Annotated in this window: 21 protein-coding genes; 13 read left to right on the top strand and 8 right to left on the bottom strand. The window is 69.6% G+C overall.

Going from position 1 to position 23,117, the window contains the following annotated elements; all coding sequences use genetic code 11:
* Positions 1-6 precede the first annotated feature (6 nt).
* The 7 genes from nirD (at position 7) to AB0I43_RS34825 (ending at position 4,019) form a co-directional block, all read left to right on the top strand.
* The gene (nirD, locus tag AB0I43_RS34855) at positions 7-408 is read left to right on the top strand and encodes a nitrite reductase small subunit NirD (protein ID WP_356975866.1); all 402 of its coding nucleotides are present in this window, start codon (positions 7-9) and stop codon (positions 406-408) included.
* On the top strand, positions 405-1,646 hold the full coding sequence (locus AB0I43_RS34850) for a uroporphyrinogen-III synthase (RefSeq protein ID WP_356975864.1): 1,242 nt from the start codon (positions 405-407) through the stop codon (positions 1,644-1,646). Before nirD ends, AB0I43_RS34850 begins: the two co-directional genes overlap by 4 nt.
* On the top strand, positions 1,643-2,419 hold the full coding sequence (locus tag AB0I43_RS34845) for a sirohydrochlorin chelatase (RefSeq protein ID WP_356975862.1): 777 nt from the start codon (positions 1,643-1,645) through the stop codon (positions 2,417-2,419). The genes AB0I43_RS34850 and AB0I43_RS34845 overlap by 4 nt, the downstream gene beginning before the upstream one ends.
* A gap of 37 nt (positions 2,420-2,456) precedes the next feature.
* Complete coding sequence (locus AB0I43_RS34840) at positions 2,457-2,795, top strand: TfoX/Sxy family protein (RefSeq protein ID WP_356975860.1); 339 nt, start codon at positions 2,457-2,459, stop codon at positions 2,793-2,795.
* Between the two features lie 88 nt (positions 2,796-2,883).
* Positions 2,884-3,336 (top strand): VOC family protein, encoded by a 453-nt coding sequence (locus AB0I43_RS34835; RefSeq protein WP_356975858.1) that lies wholly within the window; start codon positions 2,884-2,886, stop codon positions 3,334-3,336.
* Positions 3,337-3,399: 63 nt separating this feature from the next.
* Positions 3,400-3,621 carry a type II toxin-antitoxin system VapB family antitoxin gene (locus AB0I43_RS34830; RefSeq protein WP_356975856.1) on the top strand — a complete coding sequence of 74 codons (222 nt, stop codon included), beginning with the start codon at positions 3,400-3,402 and terminating at the stop codon, positions 3,619-3,621.
* The gene (locus AB0I43_RS34825) at positions 3,618-4,019 is read left to right on the top strand and encodes a PIN domain nuclease (RefSeq protein WP_356975854.1); all 402 of its coding nucleotides are present in this window, start codon (positions 3,618-3,620) and stop codon (positions 4,017-4,019) included. The genes AB0I43_RS34830 and AB0I43_RS34825 overlap by 4 nt, the downstream gene beginning before the upstream one ends.
* A 6-nt stretch (positions 4,020-4,025) precedes the next feature.
* On the opposite strand, the gene narI is transcribed toward AB0I43_RS34825, so the two are convergent.
* Genes narI through AB0I43_RS34805 form a run of 4 tightly spaced genes read right to left on the bottom strand, consistent with a single transcriptional unit; the run spans position 4,026 to position 10,856 of the window.
* Positions 4,026-4,787: a respiratory nitrate reductase subunit gamma gene (gene narI / locus AB0I43_RS34820; protein ID WP_356975853.1), complete on the bottom strand. Its 762-nt coding sequence runs from the start codon at positions 4,785-4,787 to the stop codon at positions 4,026-4,028.
* Positions 4,784-5,464 (bottom strand): nitrate reductase molybdenum cofactor assembly chaperone, encoded by a 681-nt coding sequence (gene narJ / locus AB0I43_RS34815; RefSeq protein WP_356975852.1) that lies wholly within the window; start codon positions 5,462-5,464, stop codon positions 4,784-4,786. Before narJ ends, narI begins: the two co-directional genes overlap by 4 nt.
* Positions 5,461-7,173: a nitrate reductase subunit beta gene (gene narH / locus AB0I43_RS34810; protein WP_356975850.1), complete on the bottom strand. Its 1,713-nt coding sequence runs from the start codon at positions 7,171-7,173 to the stop codon at positions 5,461-5,463. The genes narJ and narH overlap by 4 nt, the downstream gene beginning before the upstream one ends.
* A gap of 2 nt (positions 7,174-7,175) precedes the next feature.
* Positions 7,176-10,856 (bottom strand): nitrate reductase subunit alpha, encoded by a 3,681-nt coding sequence (locus AB0I43_RS34805; RefSeq protein ID WP_356976186.1) that lies wholly within the window; start codon positions 10,854-10,856, stop codon positions 7,176-7,178.
* 536 nt (positions 10,857-11,392) lie between these two features.
* Here AB0I43_RS34805 and AB0I43_RS34800 point away from each other — a divergent pair.
* Positions 11,393-11,545, top strand: a complete 153-nt coding sequence (locus AB0I43_RS34800; RefSeq protein ID WP_356975848.1) for a YdeI/OmpD-associated family protein — start codon at positions 11,393-11,395, stop codon at positions 11,543-11,545.
* Positions 11,546-11,558: 13 nt separating this feature from the next.
* Positions 11,559-12,362: a helix-turn-helix transcriptional regulator gene (locus AB0I43_RS34795; protein ID WP_356975846.1), complete on the top strand. Its 804-nt coding sequence runs from the start codon at positions 11,559-11,561 to the stop codon at positions 12,360-12,362.
* Between the two features lie 55 nt (positions 12,363-12,417).
* On the opposite strand, the gene mtnC is transcribed toward AB0I43_RS34795, so the two are convergent.
* The 4 genes from mtnC to AB0I43_RS34775 form a co-directional block, all read right to left on the bottom strand.
* Positions 12,418-13,098, bottom strand: a complete 681-nt coding sequence (mtnC, locus tag AB0I43_RS34790) for an acireductone synthase (RefSeq protein WP_356975845.1) — start codon at positions 13,096-13,098, stop codon at positions 12,418-12,420.
* The gene (locus AB0I43_RS34785) at positions 13,095-13,670 is read right to left on the bottom strand and encodes a cupin (protein ID WP_356975843.1); all 576 of its coding nucleotides are present in this window, start codon (positions 13,668-13,670) and stop codon (positions 13,095-13,097) included. The genes mtnC and AB0I43_RS34785 overlap by 4 nt, the downstream gene beginning before the upstream one ends.
* A gap of 22 nt (positions 13,671-13,692) precedes the next feature.
* Positions 13,693-15,306, bottom strand: a complete 1,614-nt coding sequence (mtnA, locus tag AB0I43_RS34780) for an S-methyl-5-thioribose-1-phosphate isomerase (RefSeq protein ID WP_356975842.1) — start codon at positions 15,304-15,306, stop codon at positions 13,693-13,695.
* A gap of 81 nt (positions 15,307-15,387) precedes the next feature.
* Positions 15,388-17,694, bottom strand: a complete 2,307-nt coding sequence (locus tag AB0I43_RS34775) for an arylsulfatase (RefSeq protein WP_356975840.1) — start codon at positions 17,692-17,694, stop codon at positions 15,388-15,390.
* Positions 17,695-17,981: 287 nt separating this feature from the next.
* Between AB0I43_RS34775 and AB0I43_RS34770 the strand changes: the two genes are divergently transcribed.
* The 4 genes from AB0I43_RS34770 to AB0I43_RS34755 are packed head-to-tail and all read left to right on the top strand — an operon-like array spanning position 17,982 to position 23,114.
* Entirely contained in the window at positions 17,982-19,571 is a 1,590-nt protein-coding gene (locus AB0I43_RS34770; protein WP_356975838.1) for an ABC transporter substrate-binding protein, read from the top strand.
* Positions 19,568-20,527, top strand: a complete 960-nt coding sequence (locus AB0I43_RS34765) for an ABC transporter permease (RefSeq protein ID WP_357433373.1) — start codon at positions 19,568-19,570, stop codon at positions 20,525-20,527. Before AB0I43_RS34770 ends, AB0I43_RS34765 begins: the two co-directional genes overlap by 4 nt.
* Entirely contained in the window at positions 20,524-21,390 is an 867-nt protein-coding gene (locus AB0I43_RS34760) for an ABC transporter permease (protein ID WP_356975834.1), read from the top strand. Before AB0I43_RS34765 ends, AB0I43_RS34760 begins: the two co-directional genes overlap by 4 nt.
* Positions 21,387-23,114, top strand: coding sequence for an ABC transporter ATP-binding protein (locus AB0I43_RS34755; RefSeq protein WP_356975833.1), 1,728 nt, complete (start codon positions 21,387-21,389; stop codon positions 23,112-23,114). The genes AB0I43_RS34760 and AB0I43_RS34755 overlap by 4 nt, the downstream gene beginning before the upstream one ends.
* Positions 23,115-23,117 lie beyond the last annotated feature (3 nt).

Genomic DNA, 23,117 nt, shown 5'->3' with positions numbered 1-23,117 from the left:
ACACCGATGACCGTGATCGATACCCCCGGCATTGCCACAGCTACCACCCGTGAGTGGACACAAGCCTGCCGATTCGACTACCTGATCCCCGGCCGCGGCGTTGCGGTGTTGCTGAAGGGTGGCCGGCAGGCCGCTCTGTTCCTGCATACCGACGGCACGCTGTACGCCGTCGGCAATATCGATCCGTTCGGCCGGGCCGCCGTGATGTCGCGCGGGCTGGTCGGTGACCGGGGCGGCGTGCCCGTGGTGGCCTCGCCGCTGCTCAAGCAGGCCTTCTCGCTGCTCGACGGGCACTGCCTGGACGACGCGTCGGCCGCGCTGCCGGTGTACGGCGTGCGCGTGATCGATGGCGTCGTGTCGGTGTCGAACACGGCGCTGTCCGCCGAAGAGCTGGCGGGTACCCCATGACCGCCACCGACCAGGGTGCGTGTCTGGCCGGGTTCACCATCGGCATCACCGCGGCCCGCCGCGCCGAGGAATTCGGCACGCTGCTGACCCGCCGCGGCGCGAATATCGTTTCCGCCCCGGCCATCCGGATCATTCCGCTGGCCGACGACACCGAGCTGGAGCGGGTCACCCGCAAGCTGGTCGAGGAGCCGCCGCAGATCGCCGTGGCCACCACCGGAATCGGCTTCCGGGGCTGGATGGAAGCCGCGGAAGGCTGGGGCTTGGCCGAGGACCTGCGCGTCACCCTGGCGGCGACGCGCATGCTGGCGCGCGGCCCGAAGGCCAAGGGCGCCATCCGGGCCGCCGAACTGCGCGAGGAGTGGTCGCCGGCCTCGGAGTCCTCGGCGGAGGTGCTCGACCACCTGCTCGCCGAAGGCGTGGAGGGCGTGCGGATCGCCGTGCAGTTGCACGGCGCGACCACGGAGTGGGAGCCGGTACCCGACTTCTGCGAGGTATTGCGCTGTGCCGGTGCGGATGTCGTGCCGGTTCCGGTGTACCGGTGGACCCCGCCCGCGGATCAGGGTCCGATGGATCAGCTGATCGAGTCGATCGTCACCGCGAACCTGGACTGCGTCACCTTCACCAGTGCGCCGGCCGTGGCGTCGATGTTGATGCGCGCCAAGGAAACCGGGCTGCTCGAAGGCGTGCTGCACGCGTTGCGCGGCCGGGTGCTGCCCGCCTGCGTGGGGCCGATCACCGCGGCGCCGCTGGAAGAGCTCGGCGTGCCGACCTCGATGCCGGGCCGGGCCCGGCTGGGTGCGCTGGCCCGGCACGTCGCCGAGGAACTGCCTCGGCGCGCCAACCGGATTCAGGCCGCCGGGCACCAGATCAGCGTGCGCGGCGCGTGTGTCGTGGTGGACGGGACGGTACGCCAGCTCGCGCCCGCGCCGATGGCGCTGATGCGTTCGCTGGCGCGGCAGCCCGGCCGCGTGGTCTCGCGTGAGGACCTGCTGGCCGCCCTGCCCGGCGGTGGTGACGACACGCACGCCGTGGAGACCGCCATCGCCCGGCTGCGCGCCGGTCTGGGTACGCCGAAAGCCATTCAGACCGTGGTCAAGCGGGGCTACCGGCTGGCGCTGGACGCCGCCGAGTGCGCCGACGACAATGTGCGCCCGGCCGCGCCCGTGGCGACTCGTCCGCACGGCATCGGCGCGCCGGTGCGCGCGCCGCGCTACGCCCAGCCGACGGGGACGTGGTGAACGCCCCGGCGCTGGTGCTCGTGGCGCACGGCACCAGGAGCGCGCGCGGCGTGGAGATGATCGCCGCGCTGGCCGAGGCGGTGTCGGTGGAGCTCGGCGTCGCGGTTTCGGGGCGTGACGCCGCCGGACCGCGCCGCGACGGCGCCGACGCGCCGTCCGCGGTGCGGACGGCGTTCGTGGACGTCCTCGGGCCGTCCCCGGCGGAGGTGCTGCGCGCACTGCGAACAGAATCGGAATCCGTTCCTGCGGTGGTGGTTCCGGCGTTCCTGGCCTCGGGGTATCACGTCTATCAGGACGTGCCGCGCGAGGTGGCCGAGAGCGCGCATCCGGCGGTGGTCGTCACCCCGGCGATGGGTCCGGATCCGGCACTGGCCCGGATCATGGCGATGCGCCTGCGCGCTGCGGGCTGGCGTCCCGGCGACGCGGTCGTCTTCGCGGCCGCGGGTTCCTCGGATGCCCGGGCCCGGCACGATGTGCGGCGCGCCGCGGCGATGCTCACCGAACGGCTGGGTGTGGCGGTGCGCATCGCCTACGTCGCCACGGGTGCCCCGCGCGTGCCGGAAGTGGTTGCCGACCTTCGGGATTCGGGTGCGGAGCGGGTGTTCGTCGCGTCCTATCTGCTGGCGCAGGGCCTGTTCCAGCAGCGGCTGCACGAGGCCGGCGCGGACGGTGTCGCCGAGCCGATCGGCGTCCATCCCGCCGTCGTGCGGCTGATCGCCGAGCGCTATCGCACGGCGGCCCGGGACGCGGCGCAGGCGCCGGTGCGCCGGTAGGCGGTTCTTGTCGGTGCCATGGTCCACACTGTGAGCCATGGCATACGACGAAGAGCTGGCCGAGCGGATTCGCGAGGTGATCGAGCCCCGTCCGCCCTTGGTCGAGAAGAAGATGTTCGGCGGGCTGGCCTTTCTGGTCGGCGGCCATATGGCCGTAGCAGCCAGCGGCAAGGGCGGCCTGCTGGTGCGGGTCGACCCGGCCGAGGAAGAGGAGCTGCTCGCGGCCGATCACGTCGAAGTGATGGTGATGGGCGGGCGCGAGGCTCACGGGTGGTTGCGTGTCGCGCCCGAGGCCCTGGCCGAGGCCGCTGTGCTGCGCGAATGGGTCGATCGCGGCCTCGCTTACGCCGGATCGCTCCCGCCGAAAAAGAAGTAGCGAAAATTTCCGCGCGACTGTGTCGAAAGCGGCGGACCGGCTCCGACCAGAGGGTGACAGTAGGTCACACCACACTCAGGAGCACATCATGTCTGTCCTTACTTTCTTCTGGTTCGAATCCCAGGCCGAAGAGGCCGGCCGGCGCTACGCCGAGATCGTCCCCGATTCGCGGATCCTGGATATCGTCCGGCATCCCGACGGTTCCGCCTTCACCGTCGATCTCGAACTCGACGGCCACCGCGTCACCCTGCTCAACGGCGGCCCCGGCCACCCGCTCTCCGACGCCGCCTCGCTGCAGGTGATCGTCGACACCCAGGACGAGGTCGACCGCCTCTGGGCCGCACTCACCGACGGCGGCGAGCCCGGCCCCTGCGGCTGGCTGACCGACCGCTACGGCCTGAGCTGGCAGGTCGTCCCCGCCACCCTGCCCCGCCTCCTGGCCGAAGGCACCCCCGCCCAGCGCCAGGCCGTCGCCGTGGCCCTGCAATCCATGACCAAGCCGGACACCAAGGTCCTCCAGGACGCCCACGACCAGGCGTGACCGGCGACGAGCACGGCGTTGATATCCTATTCTTGAATTGGATATCAACGGTGGGAGGCGGCTATGACACGCACGATCATCGATGTCGATGACGACGCGCTCGCTCTCGCGGCGCGCCATCTCGGCACCACCACCAAGAAAGACACGGTCAACGCCGCCTTGCGCGAGGTCGCCGATCGCCGGCGCCGTGCCGCGGCTATCAAGCGCATGCGCGAGATGGTGGCCGGCGGCGAAATCGATCTAGCCCGGTTCGACGAAGAGGAGCAACCCGGCAGCCGCGCATGAGCGAACTGTTCCTCGCCGACACCAGCGCCCTGGTCCGTTTCTTCCGCAACCAGACCGGCCCCGAGTGGAATCAGGTGTTCGACGCGGGCCTGGTCGGTATCTGTGAGCCGGTTCGTCAGGAGTTCCTGCGTGCGGTCGGTGGCCGTCCGGCGTTCTACGAGGCCGAAGCGCTACTGCGCGAGGTGTTCCCGTATTTCGCGATGCGCGACTCGGCCTGGGACGACACCGCCGATCTGCAGCGCCTGCTCGCCGACCAGGGGTGGCACCAGAGCGCCGGGCCGGTCGATCTGCTCGTGTCGGTGACCGCCGTGCATCACAAACTCACTGTGCTGCACGCGGACCGGGACTTCGACACGATCGCGAAGGTGACGGGTCAATCCGTGGAACGTATTCGCTAGCCGCGTTCAGGAGCGCCAGCGTTCCGGGGTGACCGGAGCATCCCAGGCGCGGGAGTAGCGGCGGGTGTCGGGGGTGTTGGGTTCCTTGGCGCGGTAGACGATGTAGGGGCGGGTGAGGTAGCCGAGGGGGGCGCTGAACATGTGGACCAGGCGGGTGTAGGGCCACAGGGCGATCAGGGCGAGGACGACCAGGCCGTGGGCCTGGAAGGTCCAGGGCGTGTCGACCATGAGTTCGGGCTGCGGGTTGAGGGTGAAAAGGCTGCGGAACCAAGGGGATACGGTTTCGCGGTAGTTGTAGGTGCCCCACAGCAGGTTGCTACCCCAGGTGTTGAGCAGTCCGGTCACCAGCGCCGCGGTGAGCAGGGTGTACATGAGCTTGTCGTTGCCGGTGGTGGCTTTGCGGACGGCGGTGGTGGTGATCCGGCGATAGAGCAGAATTCCCACTCCGGCCAGCACCGCAAGGCCCGCGATCGATCCCGCGCCGACAGCGATGATGTGGTACGTGTGCTCGCTGATCCCCACGGCGGCGGTCCAGGATTCGGGGATCAGGACGCCGAGCACGTGTCCGCCGAAGACGCCGAGCATCCCGAAGTGGAACAGCGGGCTGCCCAGGCGCAGCAGCCGGCTCTCGTAGATCTGGGAAGAGCGTGTGGTCCAGCCGAATTGGTCGTTGCGGTAGCGCCAGACGTGTCCGAGCACGAACGAGGTGAAGGCGACATAGGGCAGGATCAGCCACAGTTCGGTGGGCAGCTGCGGGACGAAATTCATCGACGGCCTCCGGCGGTGTCGAACAGGGCGGGGTCCATGGCGAAGGGGTCGAGGCCCACTTCTTCGTCCGGCGGGCCCTGGGCGGCGAGTTCGGCGATTTTGCGCCGGTCGGCGGTGGTCAGCGGCGGGAGGGTGGCGACGACGGCGGCGAGCAGGCCCGCGTAGGGAGATCCACTGTCGGACAGCGAGAGTCGCAGCAGTTCGATGACGGGCAGGTGCTCGCCGAGCAGCCGCTCGCCCCCGATCGGATCGACGGTGGCGGCGAATTCCAGGAGCACCGGCAGATGGTCGGGCAGTTCCTGGTCGTCGAGTTCGGTTCCGGCGTGGCGGTAGGCGTGCTTGAAACGCAGCAGCGCCATGCCGCGTTTCCGGGTGTCGCCGTAGGCGTAGTAGGTGAGGTGCAGGCTGGCGCGCCGGCGCAGGTCGAAGGTTTCGACGTAGGCGGCGGCCAGTTCCAGGGGCGGTGTCGCCCGCAGGTGCTCCAGCAGCGTCGTGAACTGCGCGCGCACGTGCTCCGGCAATTCCGTTGCGGCACGGTCGAGTTGGTCGAGCATCGCCAGAGTGGACTCGTTCGGGTAGTCCAGCAGCAAAGCGGCCATCCGCCAGATCAGTCGCCGGTCGTGCTCGGCGATCCGGATCGCGGGTTCGGGCCGCCGCCGGAGTTTCAGCAGGCTCATTGCGCGGCTCCGTTGACGGTGACAGCCGGCGATCCCGGCCCGGCGCCGTTGCCCGCCGGGATCGCCGAACCGTTCGCGGCAGCGCCGTTGCTGCCGTTGCTGTCCGCCGACCCCCCTGCGGTCGGCACCAGCCCGCTGGTGCTCTTCCCATCCCAGTTCAGCAGGTTGATCCGATTCGACTTCTCCTCCGGCGCAGCGCCGTTGCTGTCGGTGAGATGGAATTTCTCCACCATCTGATCGAACGCGGTCATGCCCGGGCCGCCGTCGTTGTCGAGGCTGCACCCGGTCGCGAGCGCGTCGAGTTGATGGGCTTCGGATCCCGCGCCGGAGGGGATCACGTACCGGTCTTCGTATTTCGCGATCGCGAGCAGCCGGTACAGGGCTTCGATCTGCTCGGGTTCCAGGCGCACGTTGGGGGCGATCTCGGGGTCGGGTTCCTCCCCGAGGTTGACCGAGCGCATGAACGAACGCATCCCGGCCAGGCGCTGCAGCGCCGCCCGCACCGGCCCGACGTCACCGGCGGTGAACAACTCGGCCAGGTATTCCACGGGGATCCGCAGCGCGTCGATGGCGCCGAAGAGGTTTCGCGCGTCCTCGCCGTCGTGCCCGGTCTCGGAGAGCACGTCGACCACCGGCGACAGCGGCGGCACGTACCAGACCATGGGCATGGTGCGGTATTCCGGGTGCAGCGGCAGCGCGATCTGGTAGTCGACGATCAGCTTGTAGACCGGCGAGTTCTGCGCGGCCTCGATCCATTCCGGCGAGATGCCGGCCCGTTCGGCCTCGGCGATCACCCTGGGATCGTGCGGATTCAGGAACACACCGAGCTGAGAGGGATACAGATCACGGGTGTCGGTGACCGAGGCGGCCTGCTGGACCTTGTCGGCGTCGTAGAGCATGACGCCGATGTAGCGCAGCCGTCCGACGCAGGTCTCCGAGCACACGGTCGGGATGCCGACCTCGACGCGGGGGTAGCAGAAGGTGCATTTCTCGGCTTTGCCGGTCTTGTGGTTGAAGTAGATCTTCTTGTAGGGGCAGCCGGTGACGCACTGTCGCCAGCCCCGGCATTTGTCCTGGTCGACGAGCACGATGCCGTCTTCGGCGCGCTTGTAGATAGCGCCCGAGGGGCAGGAGGCCGCGCAGGAGGGGTTGAGGCAGTGCTCGCAGATCCGCGGCAGGTAGAACATGAAGGTCTCTTCGAACTCCAGTTTCACCTTGTCCGAGAGGCGACCGAGCAATGGGTCCTTACCGACCTGCTCGGGCCCGGAGCCGAGGTCGTCGTCCCAGTTCGCGCCCCAGGTGACCTGCGTATCCTCGCCGGTGATCAATGATTTCGGCCGCGCCACCGGCACGGTGTCGGTGGGCGGGCTGGCGAGCAGGTTGTCGTAGTCGTAGCTCCACGGCTCGTAGTAGTCCGACACCGTGGGCATGTCGGGATTGGCGAAGATGTTCAGCAGCCGCTTCATTCGCGACCCCGACTTCAAGGTCAGCTTGCCGCGCTTGGTGAGCGTCCAGCCGCCCTTCCACTTCTCCTGATCCTGGTACTGGCGCGGATACCCCTGTCCGGGGCGGGTTTCCACATTGTTGAACCAGACGTATTCGGTGCCACCGCGATTGGTCCACGCCTGCTTGCAGGTGACGCTGCAGGTGTGACAGCCGATGCACTTGTCCAGGTTCATCACCATGGCCATCTGAGCCATAACGCGCATATCTAGTACTCCACCTTCTGCGAGCGGCGGCGAATGGTCGTGACTTCGTCGCGTTGATTTCCGGTGGGGCCGTGGTAGTTCAGCGCGAAGGACTGCTGGGCGTACCCGCCGATGAGATGTGACGGCTTGATCATGATCCGGGTCAGCGCGTTGTGGATGCCGCCGCGTTTGCCGCGCCCGGCCTGCTTCTCCGAGGTTCCTTCGATACGCGGCACGTCCACGGCCCGGTCCTGGGCGTGATACATGAACACGGTGCCCTCGGGCATGCGGTGCGAGACGATGGCGCGGGCCACCACGACACCGTTGCGGTTGACGGCCTCGATCCAATCATTGTCGGCGACACCAATTTTCGCGGCGTCCCGATCCGACATCCAGATCGACTGCCCGCCGCGCGAGAGCGTGAGCATGTGCAGGTTGTCCTGGTACGCGGAGTGGATGGACCACTTCGAATGCGGCGTCAGATAGCGCACGGTGACGCCGTGCTCGCCGACATCGCCCACCCCGGGTTCACTGAACAGGGCGGTCATGTCCAGCGGCGGCCGGAAGATCGGCAGCTGCTCGCCGAGTTCGATCATCCAGTCGTGGTCGAGGTAGAAGTGCTGCCGCCCGGTGAGGGTGTGCCAGGGCTTGAGCCGTTCGGTGTTGATCGTGAACGGGGAGTACCGCCGTCCGCCGGTCTCGCTGCCGGACCACTCCGGCGAGGTGATCACCGGAACCGGCCGGGCCTGGGTGTCCTTGAAGGTGATCTGCTTGCCCTCGTGCTCGGCGGCCAGATCGGCGAGCTCGGTGCCGGTGCGCCGTTCCAGCGCCTCGAATCCCTCGACGGCCAGGCGTCCGTTCGTGGTGCCGGACAGGGCGAGGATCGTCTCGGCGGCATGGGTGTCCTTGGCCAGGGACGGACGCCCCTGTGCCACACCGGAAACCACGGTGCCGTTCACGCCGGCGAGGTAGCCGACCTCCTTCTCGGGGTAGGTGGTGATGCCCTTGGTGGTGAGGCCGAGCGTTTCCACCAGCGGCCCCAGTGCCGCCATCTTCTCCGCGATGTTCGGGTAATCCCGTTCCACCACAACTAGTTTGGGCATGGTCCGGCCGGGAATCGGCTCGCACTCACCGGCTTTCCAGTCCAGCACGCGCCCACCGGCCTGGGCGAGCGCGTCCGGCGAATCGTGCTGCAACGGCACCGCGACGATGTCTTTGCGCTTGCCCAGGTGCTTTTCGGCCATCCAGGAGAAGCCGCGCGCGATCCGGTGGAACGCGTCGAAGTCGGTCTTGGCTTCCCAGGGCGGGGAGATGGCGGGGGAGAAGGCGTGCACGAACGGGTGCATGTCGGTCGAGGAGAGATCGTGCTTCTCGTACCAGGTGGCCGCGGGCAGCACGATGTCGGAGAACAGCGTCGTGCTGGTCATGCGGAAATCCAGCGACAGCAGCAGATCCAGTTTCCCGGTGGCGGCCTGGTCGCGCCACACCAGCTCCTTCGGGCGCACGCCGGTGGCGTCGGTGGTCTGCACATTGGAGTCCGCGCCGAGCAGGTGCTTGTGGAAGTACTCGTTGCCCTTGCCGGAGGAGCCGAGCAGGTTGGCCCGCCACACGGTCAGCACGCGCGGGAAGTTCTCCGGGGCGTCGGGGTCCTCGCAGGCGAAGCGCAATTCCTCGGACTTCAACCCGGCCACCACGTGCTCGGCGGCAGCGACACCGGCCGCGTCGGCTTCGTCGGCGAGGTCGAGGGGGTTGCGGTTGAAGGTGGGGTAGGACGGCATCCACCCCAGCCGGCTGGCCAGGGCGATGTTGTCGGCGGCGGTGCGTCCGGCGAAAGCACCCTTGCCCAGGGGCGAGGCGAAGGATTGGGAGGTGAAGGGGTCGTAGCGCCACTGGTCGTTGGTGAGGTACCAGAAGACGGTGCCCTGCATCTGGCGCGGCGGGCGCTGCCAGTCGAGGCCGAAGGCGAGGGTGGACCAGCCGGTCACGGGCCGGCACTTTTCCTGGCCGACGTAGTGCGCCCAGCCGCCGCCGTTGACGCCCTGGCAGCCGGTGAGCAGCGTGAGGGTGAAGAAGGCGCGGTAGATCTGATCGGAGTGGAACCAGTGGTTGGTGCCCGCGCCCATGAGAATCATCGAGCGCCCACCGGAACGGTCCGCGTTGTCGGCGAATTCACGCGCGATCCGGATCGCCTGCTGCGCCGGCACGCCGGTGACGGCTTCCTGCCAGGCGGGGGTGTAGGGCTGGGTGGCGTCGTCGTATCCGGTCGCCCAATCGCCGGGCAGGCCCGCGCGCCCGACGCCGTACTGGGCGAGCAGCAGATCGAACACCGTGGTCACCCGGCGTCCCGCGACGACGCGGGTGGGCACGCCGCGCACCAGCACACCCGCGGTGTCGGTGTCGAAGCGCGGCATCCGCACCGCGACCGGCTCCGCGTCGGCCGCGCCGTAGAGGGTCAGCAGCGGATCGACGCCCTCGAGGTCGAGATTCCACTTGCCCGCGTCACCCTCGGTGAAGCGGTGCCCGAGCGAGCCGTTGGGCACCACCGGCTGCCCGCCCTGGTCGAGCAGCACCGGCTTGTGCGCGGCGGTCTCGTCGGCCGAGCCCAGATCGGCCGCGGTGAGGAATTTCCCGGCCAGCGCGCCGTCGTGGTGGTAGTGGCCCTCGGCGTCCCAGCCCGCGGGATCGTCCAGGCAGACCAGGTACGGCAGGTCGGTGTACTTCTTGATGTAGTCCAGGAATCGCGGCACCTGCTTCTCGCAGAAGAACTCCCGCAGGATCACGTGCCCCATCGACATCGCCAGCGCCGCATCGGTTCCCGGGCGCGCCGCGACCCACTCGTCGGCGAACTTGGTGTTGTCGGCGTAGTCGGGCGATACCACCACGACCTTCTGGCCCCGGTAGCGCGCCTCGGTCATGTAGTGCGCGTCCGGGGTCCGGGTCACCGGAACATTGGAGCCCCACATGATCAGATAGCCGGCGTCGAACCAGTCCGCGGATTCGGGGACATCGGTCTGGTCGCCGAACACCTGCGGTGAGGCCACCGGCAGATCGGCGTACCAGTCGTAGAACGACAGCATCGACCCGCCGAGCAGCGAGATGAACCGGGCCCCGACCGCGTGGCTGACCATCGACATCGCCGGGATCGGGGAGAACCCGGCGACCCGGTCCGGTCCGTATTTCTTGATGGTGTGCACGTGGGCGGCGGCGGCGATCTCGGCCGCTTCCCACCATTCCGCGCGCACGAACCCGCCCTTGCCACGGGCGCTCTTGTAGCGGCGCGCCTGCTCCGGGTCTTCGACCACGGCCTCCCAGGCCAGCACCGGGTCCTTCAAGCGCTGCTTGGCGGCGCGGTAGAGCTCGAGCAGGGCGCCGCGGACATACGGGTAGCGCACCCGGGCCGGAGAGTAGGTGTACCAGGAGAACGACGCGCCGCGCGGACAGCCGCGGGGTTCGTATTCGGGCTTGTCCGCGCCCACCGAGGGATAGTCGGTTTGCTGGGATTCCCAGGTGATGACGCCGTCTTTGACGTAGATCTTCCAGGAACAGGATCCGGTGCAGTTGACGCCGTGGGTCGAGCGGACGACTTTGTCGTGGGCCCAGCGGTCGCGGTAGAACTCGTCCGCGCCGCGCCCGCCGATCTTGTGCAGGCTGCGCTGATCCCGGGAGATCTCGCCGGTCTGGAAATACTTGCCCAGCCGGAGCAGCGCTTGGCCGTCGCCGGCGGCTGGAGCGGAGCCCGCGGAGCGACCAGAAGATTCCGTTGGCAGGCTTGCAGAATTAACCACGACGCCCCTTCGGGTGAGTAATCGGGCTGATTGCACCGACTGTAAGGAGGCTTGGGCGCGCGGCCAAATGATTCTCTCACAGCGCTCGGCCGCCCACTGTGCGTTGTGAGGACGGCGCAACACACAGGTCACTGTGTGGTTGCGACCAAAGTCACCGGCCGTAGATGCGACCAGGCTATATCCGGGCTGACCGGGTGAAACACGGCGTCCGGCAGGTGTTTCGGGGGCTTGGCGGTGAATGTTTGGAAACCGGGGGTTCTCGATCGCGCAACATTTGTTTACAAAACCGGCGGGCCTCCCGGCGGCGCTGCGGGCCGGTCCGGCGAGGCCGAGAGTAGCCGCCCGGAGCATCGAATTTATCGATCTTCTATCTAATAGCTCCAGGTTTGCCGATTATTCGGGGTCGGCAGATTATTCTGCATTCATGCAGCGATTCGAGGCGACGATCGAGGCGGGTGCTGGCACGGTGTCACCGTGCCCGTCCTGGACGCGATCGTCGCCGGCTGTCCCGTACCGACCGGCGTCAGCTGGTTGCCGCGATCACCGAGGCCAAACGCCCGGAAACCCGAGCCCGCCGTATCGAGAAAGCTGTCGCCGCGTCTAGCTGAAGGAGCCAGTGCTGTGCCACGCAAAATGACCGACACCGCCGACGATCGCCTACTCCGGCCGCCGAGCTTCGGCGGCCTCCTCCGCAGACTCCGGGACGAGCGCCATATGTCCCGGGAGAAATTGGCCTTCGCCGCCGGGGTGAGCGCCAGTTACATCACCCACCTCGAGGGCGGGGATCGCGAACACCCCACCAGAGCCGTGGTGGACGCGCTGATCGGCTACCTCGACGGCATCCGCCCGCTGCTGCCGGTCGAACGGCGGCACCTCTACGATCTGGCCGGGCTGGTCGAGGACGCGTTCCCGAGTGTCGAGAAGCTGCGCTCGGCGATCGACGAGGATATGCGCCGCGGCCTGCTGGTGCACCGCCCCAATGCCGCCGGCTACATCGATACTCGCTGGAATGTGCTGTCCTGCAACGATGTCTACGCCGACATGTTCCCCGGCCTGGTCGAGGACGTGAACGTGCTGCGCTGGTTCTTCGGCAACGAGATGTCCAAAGAGGTCATGGTCGAGTGGGAGCGCGAGGCCGGGAACACCGTCGCCTGGCTGCGCGGGCTGATCGGCCAGACCGGCGACACCGCGTGGTCCACCTCGTTGCTGGAGGAGCTCGGCGGCTACGCCGATTTCCGCAGCATGTGGGCCGCGGGCGGCACCGCCTACGGCCGCGAGACCCCCGACATGCTGCTGCGCGATCCGCGCACCGGCGAGACCTACAGCCTGTCGGTGCAGATGTTCCGCGTGGACTCCACCAACCATCCGAACCGGATGCAGTTCTTCCTGGGCATCCGGCAGCCCAGTCTGACGCCCTCGACCTAGACGGCCGCACCGCGCTGCGTCCCGGCCCACCCCGGCCGGGACGCACGGTCGTGTCTCAGGCCGGGTGGACGTCGGCGAACGAGTCGACCCAGCGGTGCGGTGGCCGCGGCGGGTTGGGTTCACCGGCCCGGTGCACGCCGACCGCCGACCAGCCCGCCGCCACGGCGGCGTCGAGTTCGTCGGGGTGATCGGACAGGAACAGGATCTGCCCCGGCTCCACGCCGAGCACGCTCGCGATCTTCTCGTAGGATCCGGCCTCGCGCTTGGGGCCCGCGGTGTTCAGATCGAAGTACCCCTCGATCAGCGGACTCAGCGCGCCGCCGCGCGCGAACTCGAACCAATCCTGTTGGTTGCGTACCGAACCCGAGGAGTACACCGCCAGCTGCAGGCCCGCCGCGTGCCACTGCGCCAGCGCGGGGGCGACGTCCGGGAAGAACTCGCCGTGCAGCGCGCCGGAGCGGAACCCCGCCGCGCAGATGACGCCCTGCGCGGTCTTCAGCGGTTCGGCCTTCACATCCGAATCCAGCCAGCCGCGCAGGATTTCGGCCACCTCGGCCGGATCCGCGCCGGGGCGCCCGGCCAGCTCGCGGGTGCCGGCGAGCACGGCGGCCGCTGCCCCGTCGGCGTTCTCGGCCAGCCACCGCGGCAGCCGGGCCCGGGTGTACCCGTAGAGGTCCTCGCGCACCGAGCTGGTCGGGCTGGTCGTCCCCTCGATATCGACGACGACGGCCTTCATCGAGCCGCCAGCAGTTCGTCGAGGGTCGGGAACCCGGAGCTGATCTTGTCGCCGGTGAAGTCGCCGATCCAGCCGTCCTCCTCCTCGAAGAAGCGCACGGCCACGAAATCCGGGCGGGTGCCCATGTCGAACCAGTGCAGCGTGCCCGCGGGCACCGAGACCAGATCGCCCGCCTCACACACCGTGGCCAGCACCTCGTCGCCGATGTGCAGGTAGAAGCAGCCGCGGCCGGCGGCGAAGAAGCGCACCTCGTCCTCGGCGTGCCGGTGCTCGTCCAGGAACTTCGCGCGGGCGCCCGCGGCGACGGCGGGCCACTCCGGGTCGGACTCGTTCGGGTGGATGCGGGCGATATCGATGTGGCGGTAGCGGCCGGTGGCGTTCAGCGTGGCGATCCGCTCGGCGTATTCGGCCAGCAGCTCCTCCGACGGGACGGCAGCGGCGTTGTCCAGGACCGGCCAGTGATCGAAAGCGACTCCGCGCGCGGCCAATTCGGCGGTGATCACCGCGTCGTCGGTGGTGCGGACCTTGACATCGGCGGCGTCGCCGGCGGCCATTACCTGTAGCAAAGTCATTGTCCTGTCCAATCTTCGAGGTCTAGGCGGGTTCGTAGGCGTGCCGGCGCCCGGTGCGGGCGACCAGCTCGCACAGCGCCTCCAGGCATTCGGCGCGATCGCGGGCCCTGGAGAGATTGTCCCCCCACACGGTGATCCCGTGGCCCGCGATGCCCAATACCGGCGGGGCGTCCGGGTGCTCGCCGAGATAGCGCTCGATATCCGCGCCGATCCGGGGCACGTCGGCCCAGTTCGGGAAGATCGGGATGTCGATGGCGTTGGTGCGGCCCAGGCCCTTGATCAACTCGAAGCCGGTGATCCGCAGCATGGTCAGCGTGTCGCGCGCACCGGCCTGCGTGCACAGCGTGGTGGCGTACGGCGGATGGATGTGCACCACCGCCCGCGCGTCGGTGCGGCGGTAGACGGCGGTGTGGATCGTGGTCTCCGCCGACGGCTTGCGCCGCTGCGCGCCGATCGGTCTCGCGTCGGCGATCGCCACGGTCACCATGTCGTCCGCGGTCAGTTCGCCCTTGGCCAGCCCGCTGCCGGTGACCACGGCCGACTCGCCGCTGCGCACCGAGATATTGCCCGCGGTGCCGGGCATCCAGCCGCGCCGGTGCAGCTCGGCGGCCGTGCCGGCGATCGCCGCTGCCGAATCCCCGGCGCTGTAGACCACACCCAGTTCGGTGACGACCGCCGTGACCAGGGCCGCGGGCGTCACGTCGAAGGCGGGATTGAACGCGGCGGTACCCGCGGGAGCGGTGGCGACACCGCCGAATCCGGTGACCTCCGCGGCGGCTCGCTGCTCGACGACGATCTCCGCGCCGGTGGCCATGCCCGGATCGCGGGTCGACTCCGGCGCCACCACGATGAACGGAATCCCGTGGTGGCGGGCCGCGAGGGCCAGGGCGTAGGTGCCGATCTTGTTGGCCACGTCGCCGTTGGCGGTGACGCGGTCCGCGCCGACGACCACGCAGTCGACCTGGCCGGTCGCCACCGCCCAGGCCGCGGCGGAATCCATGGTGAGCCGGTGCGGGATCCCCGCCTCGGCCAGTTCCCACGTGGTCAGCCGCGCGCCCTGCAACAGCGGGCGGGTCTCGTCGACGAGCACGTCGGCGATCAGGCCGCGGTCGTGCAGTACCCGCAGCGCGCCGATCGCGGTGCCGAACGCGCTGGTGGCCAGCCGCCCGGTATTGCAGTGTGTGAGCAGCCGCAGCGGCCGGTCCGGCAGCAGGCGCTGGACGAGGTCGGCGGCGTGCGTGGCGGCGGCCCGGTTGACGCGGCCGTCCTCGGCCAGCATGTCCAGGGTTTCGGCGAGCACCGCGTCCGCGCCGGCGGGCACCCGGGCCAGGACCCGGCGCACGGCCCAGGCCAGGTTCACCGCGGTGGGCCGGGCCGCGGCGAGGCGTGCGGCGTCGGCCTCGGCGGCGGCCACGTCCACGACGCCGGCCACGGTGTGCGCGGCGGTGGCGATGACCACGCCGAAGGCCCCCGCGATGCCGATCGCGGGGGCGCCGCGGATCGCCAGCGCCTGGATCGCGTCGATGATCTGATCGACCGTGGACAACCGCAGTTCCCGCACCTCGTGCGGCAAACCCCGCTGGTCGATGGTGACCAGCGCGCCGTCGTCCCAGATCAGTGAACTGTCAGTCGTCAACCGTCATCCTTTACCGCACAAGCCCGCAAAATGCCTGGTAAACGGTATCCGACCGGGCCTGACGGCCGGTAACCGGCTCCGTCACTCCGCGACGTACTCCGCCTCGCGCTCCACCGCCTCGACGGTGGCCTGCGGGACCCCGATCGGGCCGGGGGTGTAGGTCACCGCGCGCAGCGCGCCGCTGTAGCGGAACGGGCCGCGGCGTTCGCGCAATTCCCAGGAGACCGGGCCGCGGGCGTCGACGCCGACGGAGATGCCGGTCCAGGGCGCCATGCCGACCAGCTGGACCTGGTCGCGCAGCTCGGCCGACCCGGCGCCCGCCGTCAGGCGGAAATCCCAGCGCAGATGCGGGCGCACCGTCGCGGTGACGGTGACGCGTTCCGTGCCGGGCGCCAGGTCCACCGCGACGTCGTGGTAGACGCCATAGCTGTTGACGCCCAGTACGACTCGGCCGTTCTCGACATAGAGCAGGTAGCCGCCCAGCGGGTCGCCGTGCGCTACCAGCACGCCTTCCGCACCCGGTGTGTAGCCGCCGAGTTCGGCCTCGATGGTGAAGTCACGGAAGGCGATCAGGCGCTGCGATCGGTAGCGCTCCAGGGTCGGGGTGCCGGGCAGCAGCCGCACCGGCGCGGTGAGGCGCGCCTCCGCCGGACGCCGCCGGGCCAGGTCCTGCCGGGTGAGCAACGGGAAAACGGTGTTGTTCCACGCGGATTCGTCCCAGGCGGCGGCGAGCTCGGCGGCTTTGTCCGGGTATCGCGCGGCCAGGTCGTGCAGTTCGGTGGGATCGGCGCGCACGTCGAACAGCTGCCAGTTCGGGGCGTCCACGTCCCGGCCGGGTTCGTGCAGCGACAACAGTTTCCAGCCGTCGCGGTAGAAGCCGCGGTGGCCGGTCATCTCCGAGTACTGCTCGGTGTGCGCGGTGACGGCCGCCGGATCGCGCAGCAGCGCGGCGGCGGAGACACCGTCGAAGTCCTTGGCGGGCAACCCGTTGCGCACCGTCGGCCGGTGCAGTCCGGCCAGCTCGAGCAGGGTCGGCGCGAGGTCGGTGACGTAGGCGTACTCCTGCCGGATGCCGTTGTCGCCCGCGGCGCGCGGCAGCCCCCTGGGCCAGGACACGATCAGCGGCACCCGGACGCCGCCCGCGAAGGTCTGGCCCTTGTAGAAGCGGAACGGGGTGTTGGAGGCCTGCCCCCAGCCGCGCGGGTAGTGCACGCCGAGCCGGGCGGTGCCGATCAGGTCCTCGTCGTGCGGGATGTCGCCGACCCAGTCCGGGTCGTCGATCTGCGCGAACTCGGCGAAGTAGGTGCGCGTGCCCTCGGGCCCGCCCTCGGCCGTGCCGCCGTTGTCGGAGGTGAACACCACGATGGTGTTGTCCAGCTCGCCGAACTCCTCGACCGTGTCGAGCAGACGGCCCAGGCTCTGGTCGATGCTGTCGACCATCGCCGCGTAGACCTCCATGTACCGCGCGAACCGGCGCTGTTCCGCGGGAGTCAGCGAATCCCATTCGGCCGCTTCGTATCCCGGCTCGGTGTTGCGCGGCTTCTGCTGCGTGCCGGGCGGGAACAGCCCGGCGGCGAGCTGGGCGGCGAACCGGCTGCGGCGCAGCTTGTCCCAGCCCTCGGCGTAGCGGCCGCGGTACTTGGCCAGGTCGACGGGTTTGGCCTGGAGCGGGCCGTGCATGGCCACGTGCGCGAAGTACAGGAAAAAGGGCTTGTTCGCGTCGTGCGCGCGCAGATCCTTCAGGTAGGAGATCGCCTTGTCGGTCAGGTCGTCGGTGAGGTAGTAGTCCTCCGGATACGCCTCGACGTCGACCACGGAGGAATCCGAGACCAGCTGATTGGGGTAGTAGAAGGAGTTCAGGCCCTCCAGCGACCCGTAGTAGCGGTCGAAACCGCGCTGCGTCGGCCAAGAATCGCGATGCGCCGCGGGATTCATCGTGGCGTCCCGCACCAGGTGCCATTTGCCGACCGCGTAGGTGGCGTAGCCGTTGCCGCGCAGGATCTCCGGCAGCGTGAGCACGTCGTCGGCCAGTTCCAGCCGCAGGCCGGGGTAGCCCGGGTCGGCGTTGGCAACGAAGCCGAAACCCGCACGGTGCGCGTTGATTCCGGTGAGCAGCGACGCGCGCGAGGGCGAGCACAGCGGAGTGGTGTGGTAGTTCGCGAACCGGACGCCGCCGGCGGCCAGCCGGTCCAGGGTGGGCGTCTCGATCTCCGAGCCGAACGGGCCGATGTCGCTGTATCCCATGTCGTCGACCAGCACCACGATGATGTTGGGCGCGTCCGCCGGGGCGGTCGGCGGAGCGGTCCACTCGGGCGTCGAGGTCGCGGTGGTGCGGCCGGCTTCGCCGCCGAAGGATTCGTAGCCGCGGGCATGGGGTGGGACAGGCATCGGATCAGTAGAAGCCGGAAAGTGCCAGGTCACCATGGTTTGACGCACGGTGCGTGGAACCGGTGCCCGCAGCTTGCCCGCGGTGTTAGCGTCACCGCCATGATCCCGGACCAGCTCTGTGCGCCGCACGCCGCCGGCGCTCTCGGCTGCTGTCCCCGCCGGGTTCGCGGCCGTCGCTTCTGACGGCTATCCGCGCGCCCGGATTCTGTTCCCCCGCGCCGACTTTCAGACGCCACCAGCGCGCTCCACGCTCCGACCGCGCTTTGATCTCCGAGGATTCGTTCACCATGAGCTCTACCCAGGCTGCGCCCATCGGCCGCCGAAACTTCCTGCGCAACACCGGTATCGCCGCATTCGCGATCCTCGGCACCGGTGCGCTGGCCGCCTGCACGTCCGCGGTGAACCAGCAGCGCGGCGGCGACGACAACGCGGCCCCGGTCCGGGGCGGCACCCTGAAGTACGGCGTCCAGCTGGACCTGGTGCCCGCGAACATCCTCACCAATACCGGCACCACGCCCTACGTGATCGGCCTGGTCTTCGAATCCCTGGTGCGCTACCCGCACGACAAGCTCGAGCCGCGGCCGCTGCTGGCCGAGCGGTGGACGCTCGCGCCGGACGGCACCTCGATCGCGCTGGACCTGCGCAAGGACGTGAAGTTCCACAGCGGCCGCCCCCTCACCTCCGCGGACGTCGAGTTCGCGCTGCGCACCTATGCCGACCCGAAGTGGTCGGCGCAGCTCAAGAGCACCGCCGCGGCCATCACCGGATTCGACACCACCGACCCGCACCGGATCGTGCTCACCTTCGCGCACCCGCTGGGCAACATCTTCGATCTGCTCGACACCGTCCCGATCCTGGACCGCGAATCCATCGATCAGCTCGGCACCGGCGACAAGATCGTCGGCACCGGTCCGTTCCGCTTCGTGCAGCGGGTGCCGAACGCGCAGATCGTCTTCGAACGGAACCCGGACTACTGGGTGCCGGAGCGGCCCTACCTGGACCGGGTCGAACTCACCGTGGTGCCCGACAGCCAGGCCCAGCTCAACGCGCTCAAGACCGGGCAACTGCACTACGCCGACGGGATCACCTACCGCGACATCGAAAATCTCGCCACCGCCGACGGTTTCCGGACCTTCGCGTTCGAGGGCGCGGAGTTGCAGGTGTATGTCGGTGTGAACGTGCAGGATCCGGCGCTCGCGGACGTGCGCCTGCGCCAGGCCATCGCCTACGCCATCGATCGCGAGCGCATCGTCAGCGAAGTCTTCCGCGGCTCGGGCTACGCGGTGAACGTGCCGTGGCCCAAGGGCTCTCCGGCCTACGACGCGGGCCGCAACAGCCGCTACGCCCGCGATCTGACCAAGGCCCGGGAGCTGATCGCGCAGCTGCCCAAGCCGCCGAAGATCCCGCTGACCTACACCGGCTCGACGGGCACGCATGAGGCGTCCGCACAGATCGTGCAGGCCAACCTCGCCGAGATCGGCGTCGAGGTGGAGTTGGTGCCCGTGGACAACGCGGGCTTCATCCGGCAGTTGATCGGCGCGCAGTTCCCCGGCCTGTGGCTCACCGACCACTCCTGGGCCCAGTTCGTGCCGTCCACGCTGACCGTGAGCGCCTATCCGTTCAACGCGCGCAAGAACGCCTCCCGCTACGAGTCGCCCGCTTACGTCGCCGCCGCCGACGGCGCGTGGAAACTGAAGCAGGGCACCGGTCCGGAGGCCGTCCAGGCGTACCGGGCGCTGAGCGATCAACTGCTGGAGAGCCTGTTCCTGATCGAGATCGGGGTGCGGCTGCCGCAGGGCGCGCAGACCAGGAAGCTGCACGGCTTCGACTGGACCAAGCGCCGGGAATCGCTGCTCACCGAGGCATTCCTGGCATGACCGCCTACCTGCTGCGCCGGGTGCCCTCGGCGGTGGCGGTGCTGTTCGGCGCCTCGGTGCTGATCTTCCTGCTGCTGCGCGCGGTCCCCGGCGATCCCGCGAGCACCCTGGCGGGCCCCGATGCCACGCCGGAATCCATCGCCGCCATCCGGCACCAGCTCGGCCTCGACCGCTCGGTGCCGGCGCAGTACGCGAGCTGGCTGCACGGCGTGCTCACCGGTGACCTGGGCCGCTCCTACATCATCGGCGGGCAGATCGGCGAGCTGATCGGGCGCGGGCTCACCAACACCCTGGTGCTGGCCGGATCGGCGCTGGCGCTCGCGGTGCTGGTGAGTCTGGCGCTGAGCGTCTCGGCCGTGCTGTGGGATCGCCGCTGGCTCAATGCCGTTGTGGCGGCGGCCAATACGGTCGCGGTCGCGATTCCGACCTTCGTCACCGGTGTGCTGCTGGTACTGGTGTTCGCGGTCGCGCTCCCCGTCCTGCCGTCCGGCGGCGTGCCGCCGGACGGCTTCGCCGCGCATCCCGACATCTCGGTGCAGTACCTGCTGCTGCCCTCGATCTGCCTGGCGTTGCCGGTCGGCGCCGCGCTGACCCGCTTCCTCACCGAGGCGCTGCGTACCGAGCTCGGCAAACCGTATGTGCTCACCGCGCGTTCGCTCGGCGTGCCGCACCGCGAGATCGTCACCCGGGGCGCGCTGCGCAACGCGCTGCCCACCATGCTGACCGTGCTCGGCCTGCAGTCCGGCGCGCTGCTCGGCGGCGCGGTGCTGGTCGAGGCGACCTTCTCCTGGCCCGGCATCGGGCAGCTCATCGAACAGGGCATCAACCGGCGCGACTATCCGGTGGTGCAGGCCCTGCTGCTGTTCTCGGTGGCGGTGTTCGTGGTCATTCAGCTGGCCACCGACATCGTGCACGCCGCTCTCGATCCGCGGATCCGTATCGGAGGCAAGGCATGACCGCGACCGTGCCGCTCGGGGAAACCGCCGCACCCGAGCCGGTTTCGGCCCGGCGGCTGTGGCACGCCCTGCGCAGGGGGCAGGGCTTGGCCGGGGTGCTCCTGGTCGGCTTCATCGCGCTGCTCGGCCTGGGCGCCGGAGTGCTCGCGAGCTACGATCCGCTGCAGCAGATCCCGGCCGCGAACCTGCTCGGTCCCAGCGGCACGCACTGGTTCGGCACCGACAACGTCAACCGCGACCTGTTCGCGCGGGTGCTGCACGGCATCCGCGTGAACCTGTTCGTCGCGTTCGTCGCGGTGCCGATCGGGGCCGTGCTCGGCTCCCTCGCCGGGCTGCTGTCCAGCCTGAACCCCGTCGCGGACGTGATCACCCAGCGGGTGTTCGATCTGCTGCTGGCGTTTCCGGCCCTGATCCTGGCGATCGCGCTGGCCGCGGTCACCGGGCCGGGCGCGCACACGGTGATCATCGTGATCGTGGCGGTGGAGGTGCCGCTGTTCGGGCGCCAGATCCGCACCGCCGTGCTCGCGGTGCGCGAGCAGCCGTTCGTGGAGGCCGCGGAGGTGATCGGCGCGCACCCGTGGTGGACGCTGCGCAAGCACGTGCTGCCCAACGTGCTCGAGCCGCTCGCGGTGCAACTGGCGCTGTCGTTGTCGCTCGCGGTGTTCGTCGAGGCGGCGATGAGTTTCATCGGCATCGGGGTGCGGCCGCCGCAACCCTCGCTCGGCGGGATCATCGCCGACTCGACCAGCTACCTGGACGCCAATCCGGCGTTCGCCGTCGGGCCGCTGCTGGTGGTCTCCGGCCTCACCCTCGGGTTCCTATTGATCGCTCAGGCACTCGGCCGGGCCAGGAGGATCGAATGAAAACGGCAGTGCAGGAGCGGGTTTCGACTGAAAGGGTGACGGCCGCGCCGGTGCTGGCGATCCGCGAGCTACGCGTGCGCTTCGGATCCCGGACCGTGGTGGACGGCGTCGACGTCGAGGTCCGCCCCGGGGAGGTGGTCGCGCTGGTCGGCGAATCCGGCTCCGGCAAGTCGCTCACCGCCCGCGCCGCGCTCGGGCTGCTGCCCGCCGGCGCCACCGCCGAGGGCTCGATCCGCCTGGTGGGCACCGAGGTCGTCGGTGCGGCCGAAGCCGAGTTGCAGGGCCTGCGCGGTACCCGGGCCGCCATGGTCTTCCAGGAGCCGCAGACCGCGCTGAACCCGGTGCAGAAGATCGGCACCCAGCTGGCGCAGGCGCTGCGCGCGCAGCGGGCCCGCACCGGTACGGGCCCGTCGTCGAAGTCCGCGATCCGGGCCCGCGCCGTGGAACTGCTGCGGATGGTGGAGATCCCGGATCCGGAACGCCGCGTCGACTGGTATCCGCACCAGCTCTCGGGCGGCCAGAAGCAGCGCGTCGTCATCGCGCTCGCGCTCTCCGGCCAACCCGATCTGCTCATCGCCGACGAGCCGACGACGGCCCTGGACGTCACCGTCCAGGCCGAGATCCTGGACCTGCTGCGCTCCCTGCGCGCCGCCCACGGCACCGCGGTCCTGTTCATCACCCACAATCTGGGCGTGGTCGCCGAGATCGCCGACCGGGTCGTGGTGTTGCGCGCGGGGCGCGTGGTCGAGCAGCAGCCGGTCCGCGCGCTGTTCGCCGCGCCCGAGGCCGGATACACGCGGGAACTGCTGGCCGCCGTGCCGCGCCTGCCCGGGCCGGATCGGGCGGGGTCGACCCGGGCCGATTCGCCGGGGGAGGTCACGGACTCGCCGAGTGCGGACCGGGTGGTGCGCTCAGGCGCACCGGCGGCCGACGATCGTGCGGTATTGCGGCTCAGTGAGGTCAGCGTTGTTTACCGGGGGCGCGGTGGGGCCCCGGACTTTTCGGCGCTGCGGGACATCTCGTTCGGTCTGGCGCCCGGCGAGGTGGTCGGACTGGTCGGTGAATCCGGTTCCGGGAAAAGCACACTCGGCCGGACCGCGCTGGGACTCGTTCCGGCGCACAGCGGCCGGGTCGAATTGACCGGGATCGCGCTGGGCGATCTGCGCAAGCGGGAACTGCGCGGGCTGCGCAAGCATGTGGCGCTGGTGCACCAGGACGTCACGGCCTCGCTCGATCCGCGCCGCAGCATCGCGGACGCGATCGGGGAACCCTTGGTCGTGCACCGGGCCGCCTCGGGCGCGCTGCTGCGCGAAAAAGTCGGTGCGCTACTGGAATCCGTGCGACTACCCCGGGACTACGCCGGGCGGCGGCCCGGCGAACTGTCCGGCGGTCAGCGACAGCGGGTGGCACTCGCCCGCGCGTTGGCGCTCTCCCCGCGGCTGCTGGTCGCCGACGAGCCGACCAGTGCCCTGGACGTCTCGGTGCAGGCGGCCGTGCTGGAGCTGTTCACCGACCTGCGCGCCGAATACGGTTTCGCCTGCCTGTTCATCAGCCACGACCTCGCGGTGGTGCACCAGGTCGCCGATCGCGTGCTGGTGCTGCGCGGTGGCGAACAGGTCGAAACCGGTTCGGTCGCGGAGGTTTTCCGCAGTCCGGCGCACGAGTACACCCGCGCGTTGCTCGAGGCGGTGCCCATTCCGGACCCCGAGCACGCGCGCCGCTGACAG

The sequence above is a fragment of the Nocardia sp. NPDC050435 genome, from assembly GCF_040655395.1.
GTDB lineage: Bacteria > Actinomycetota > Actinomycetes > Mycobacteriales > Mycobacteriaceae > Nocardia.
This window is presented reverse-complemented; position numbering and strand designations above follow the sequence as displayed.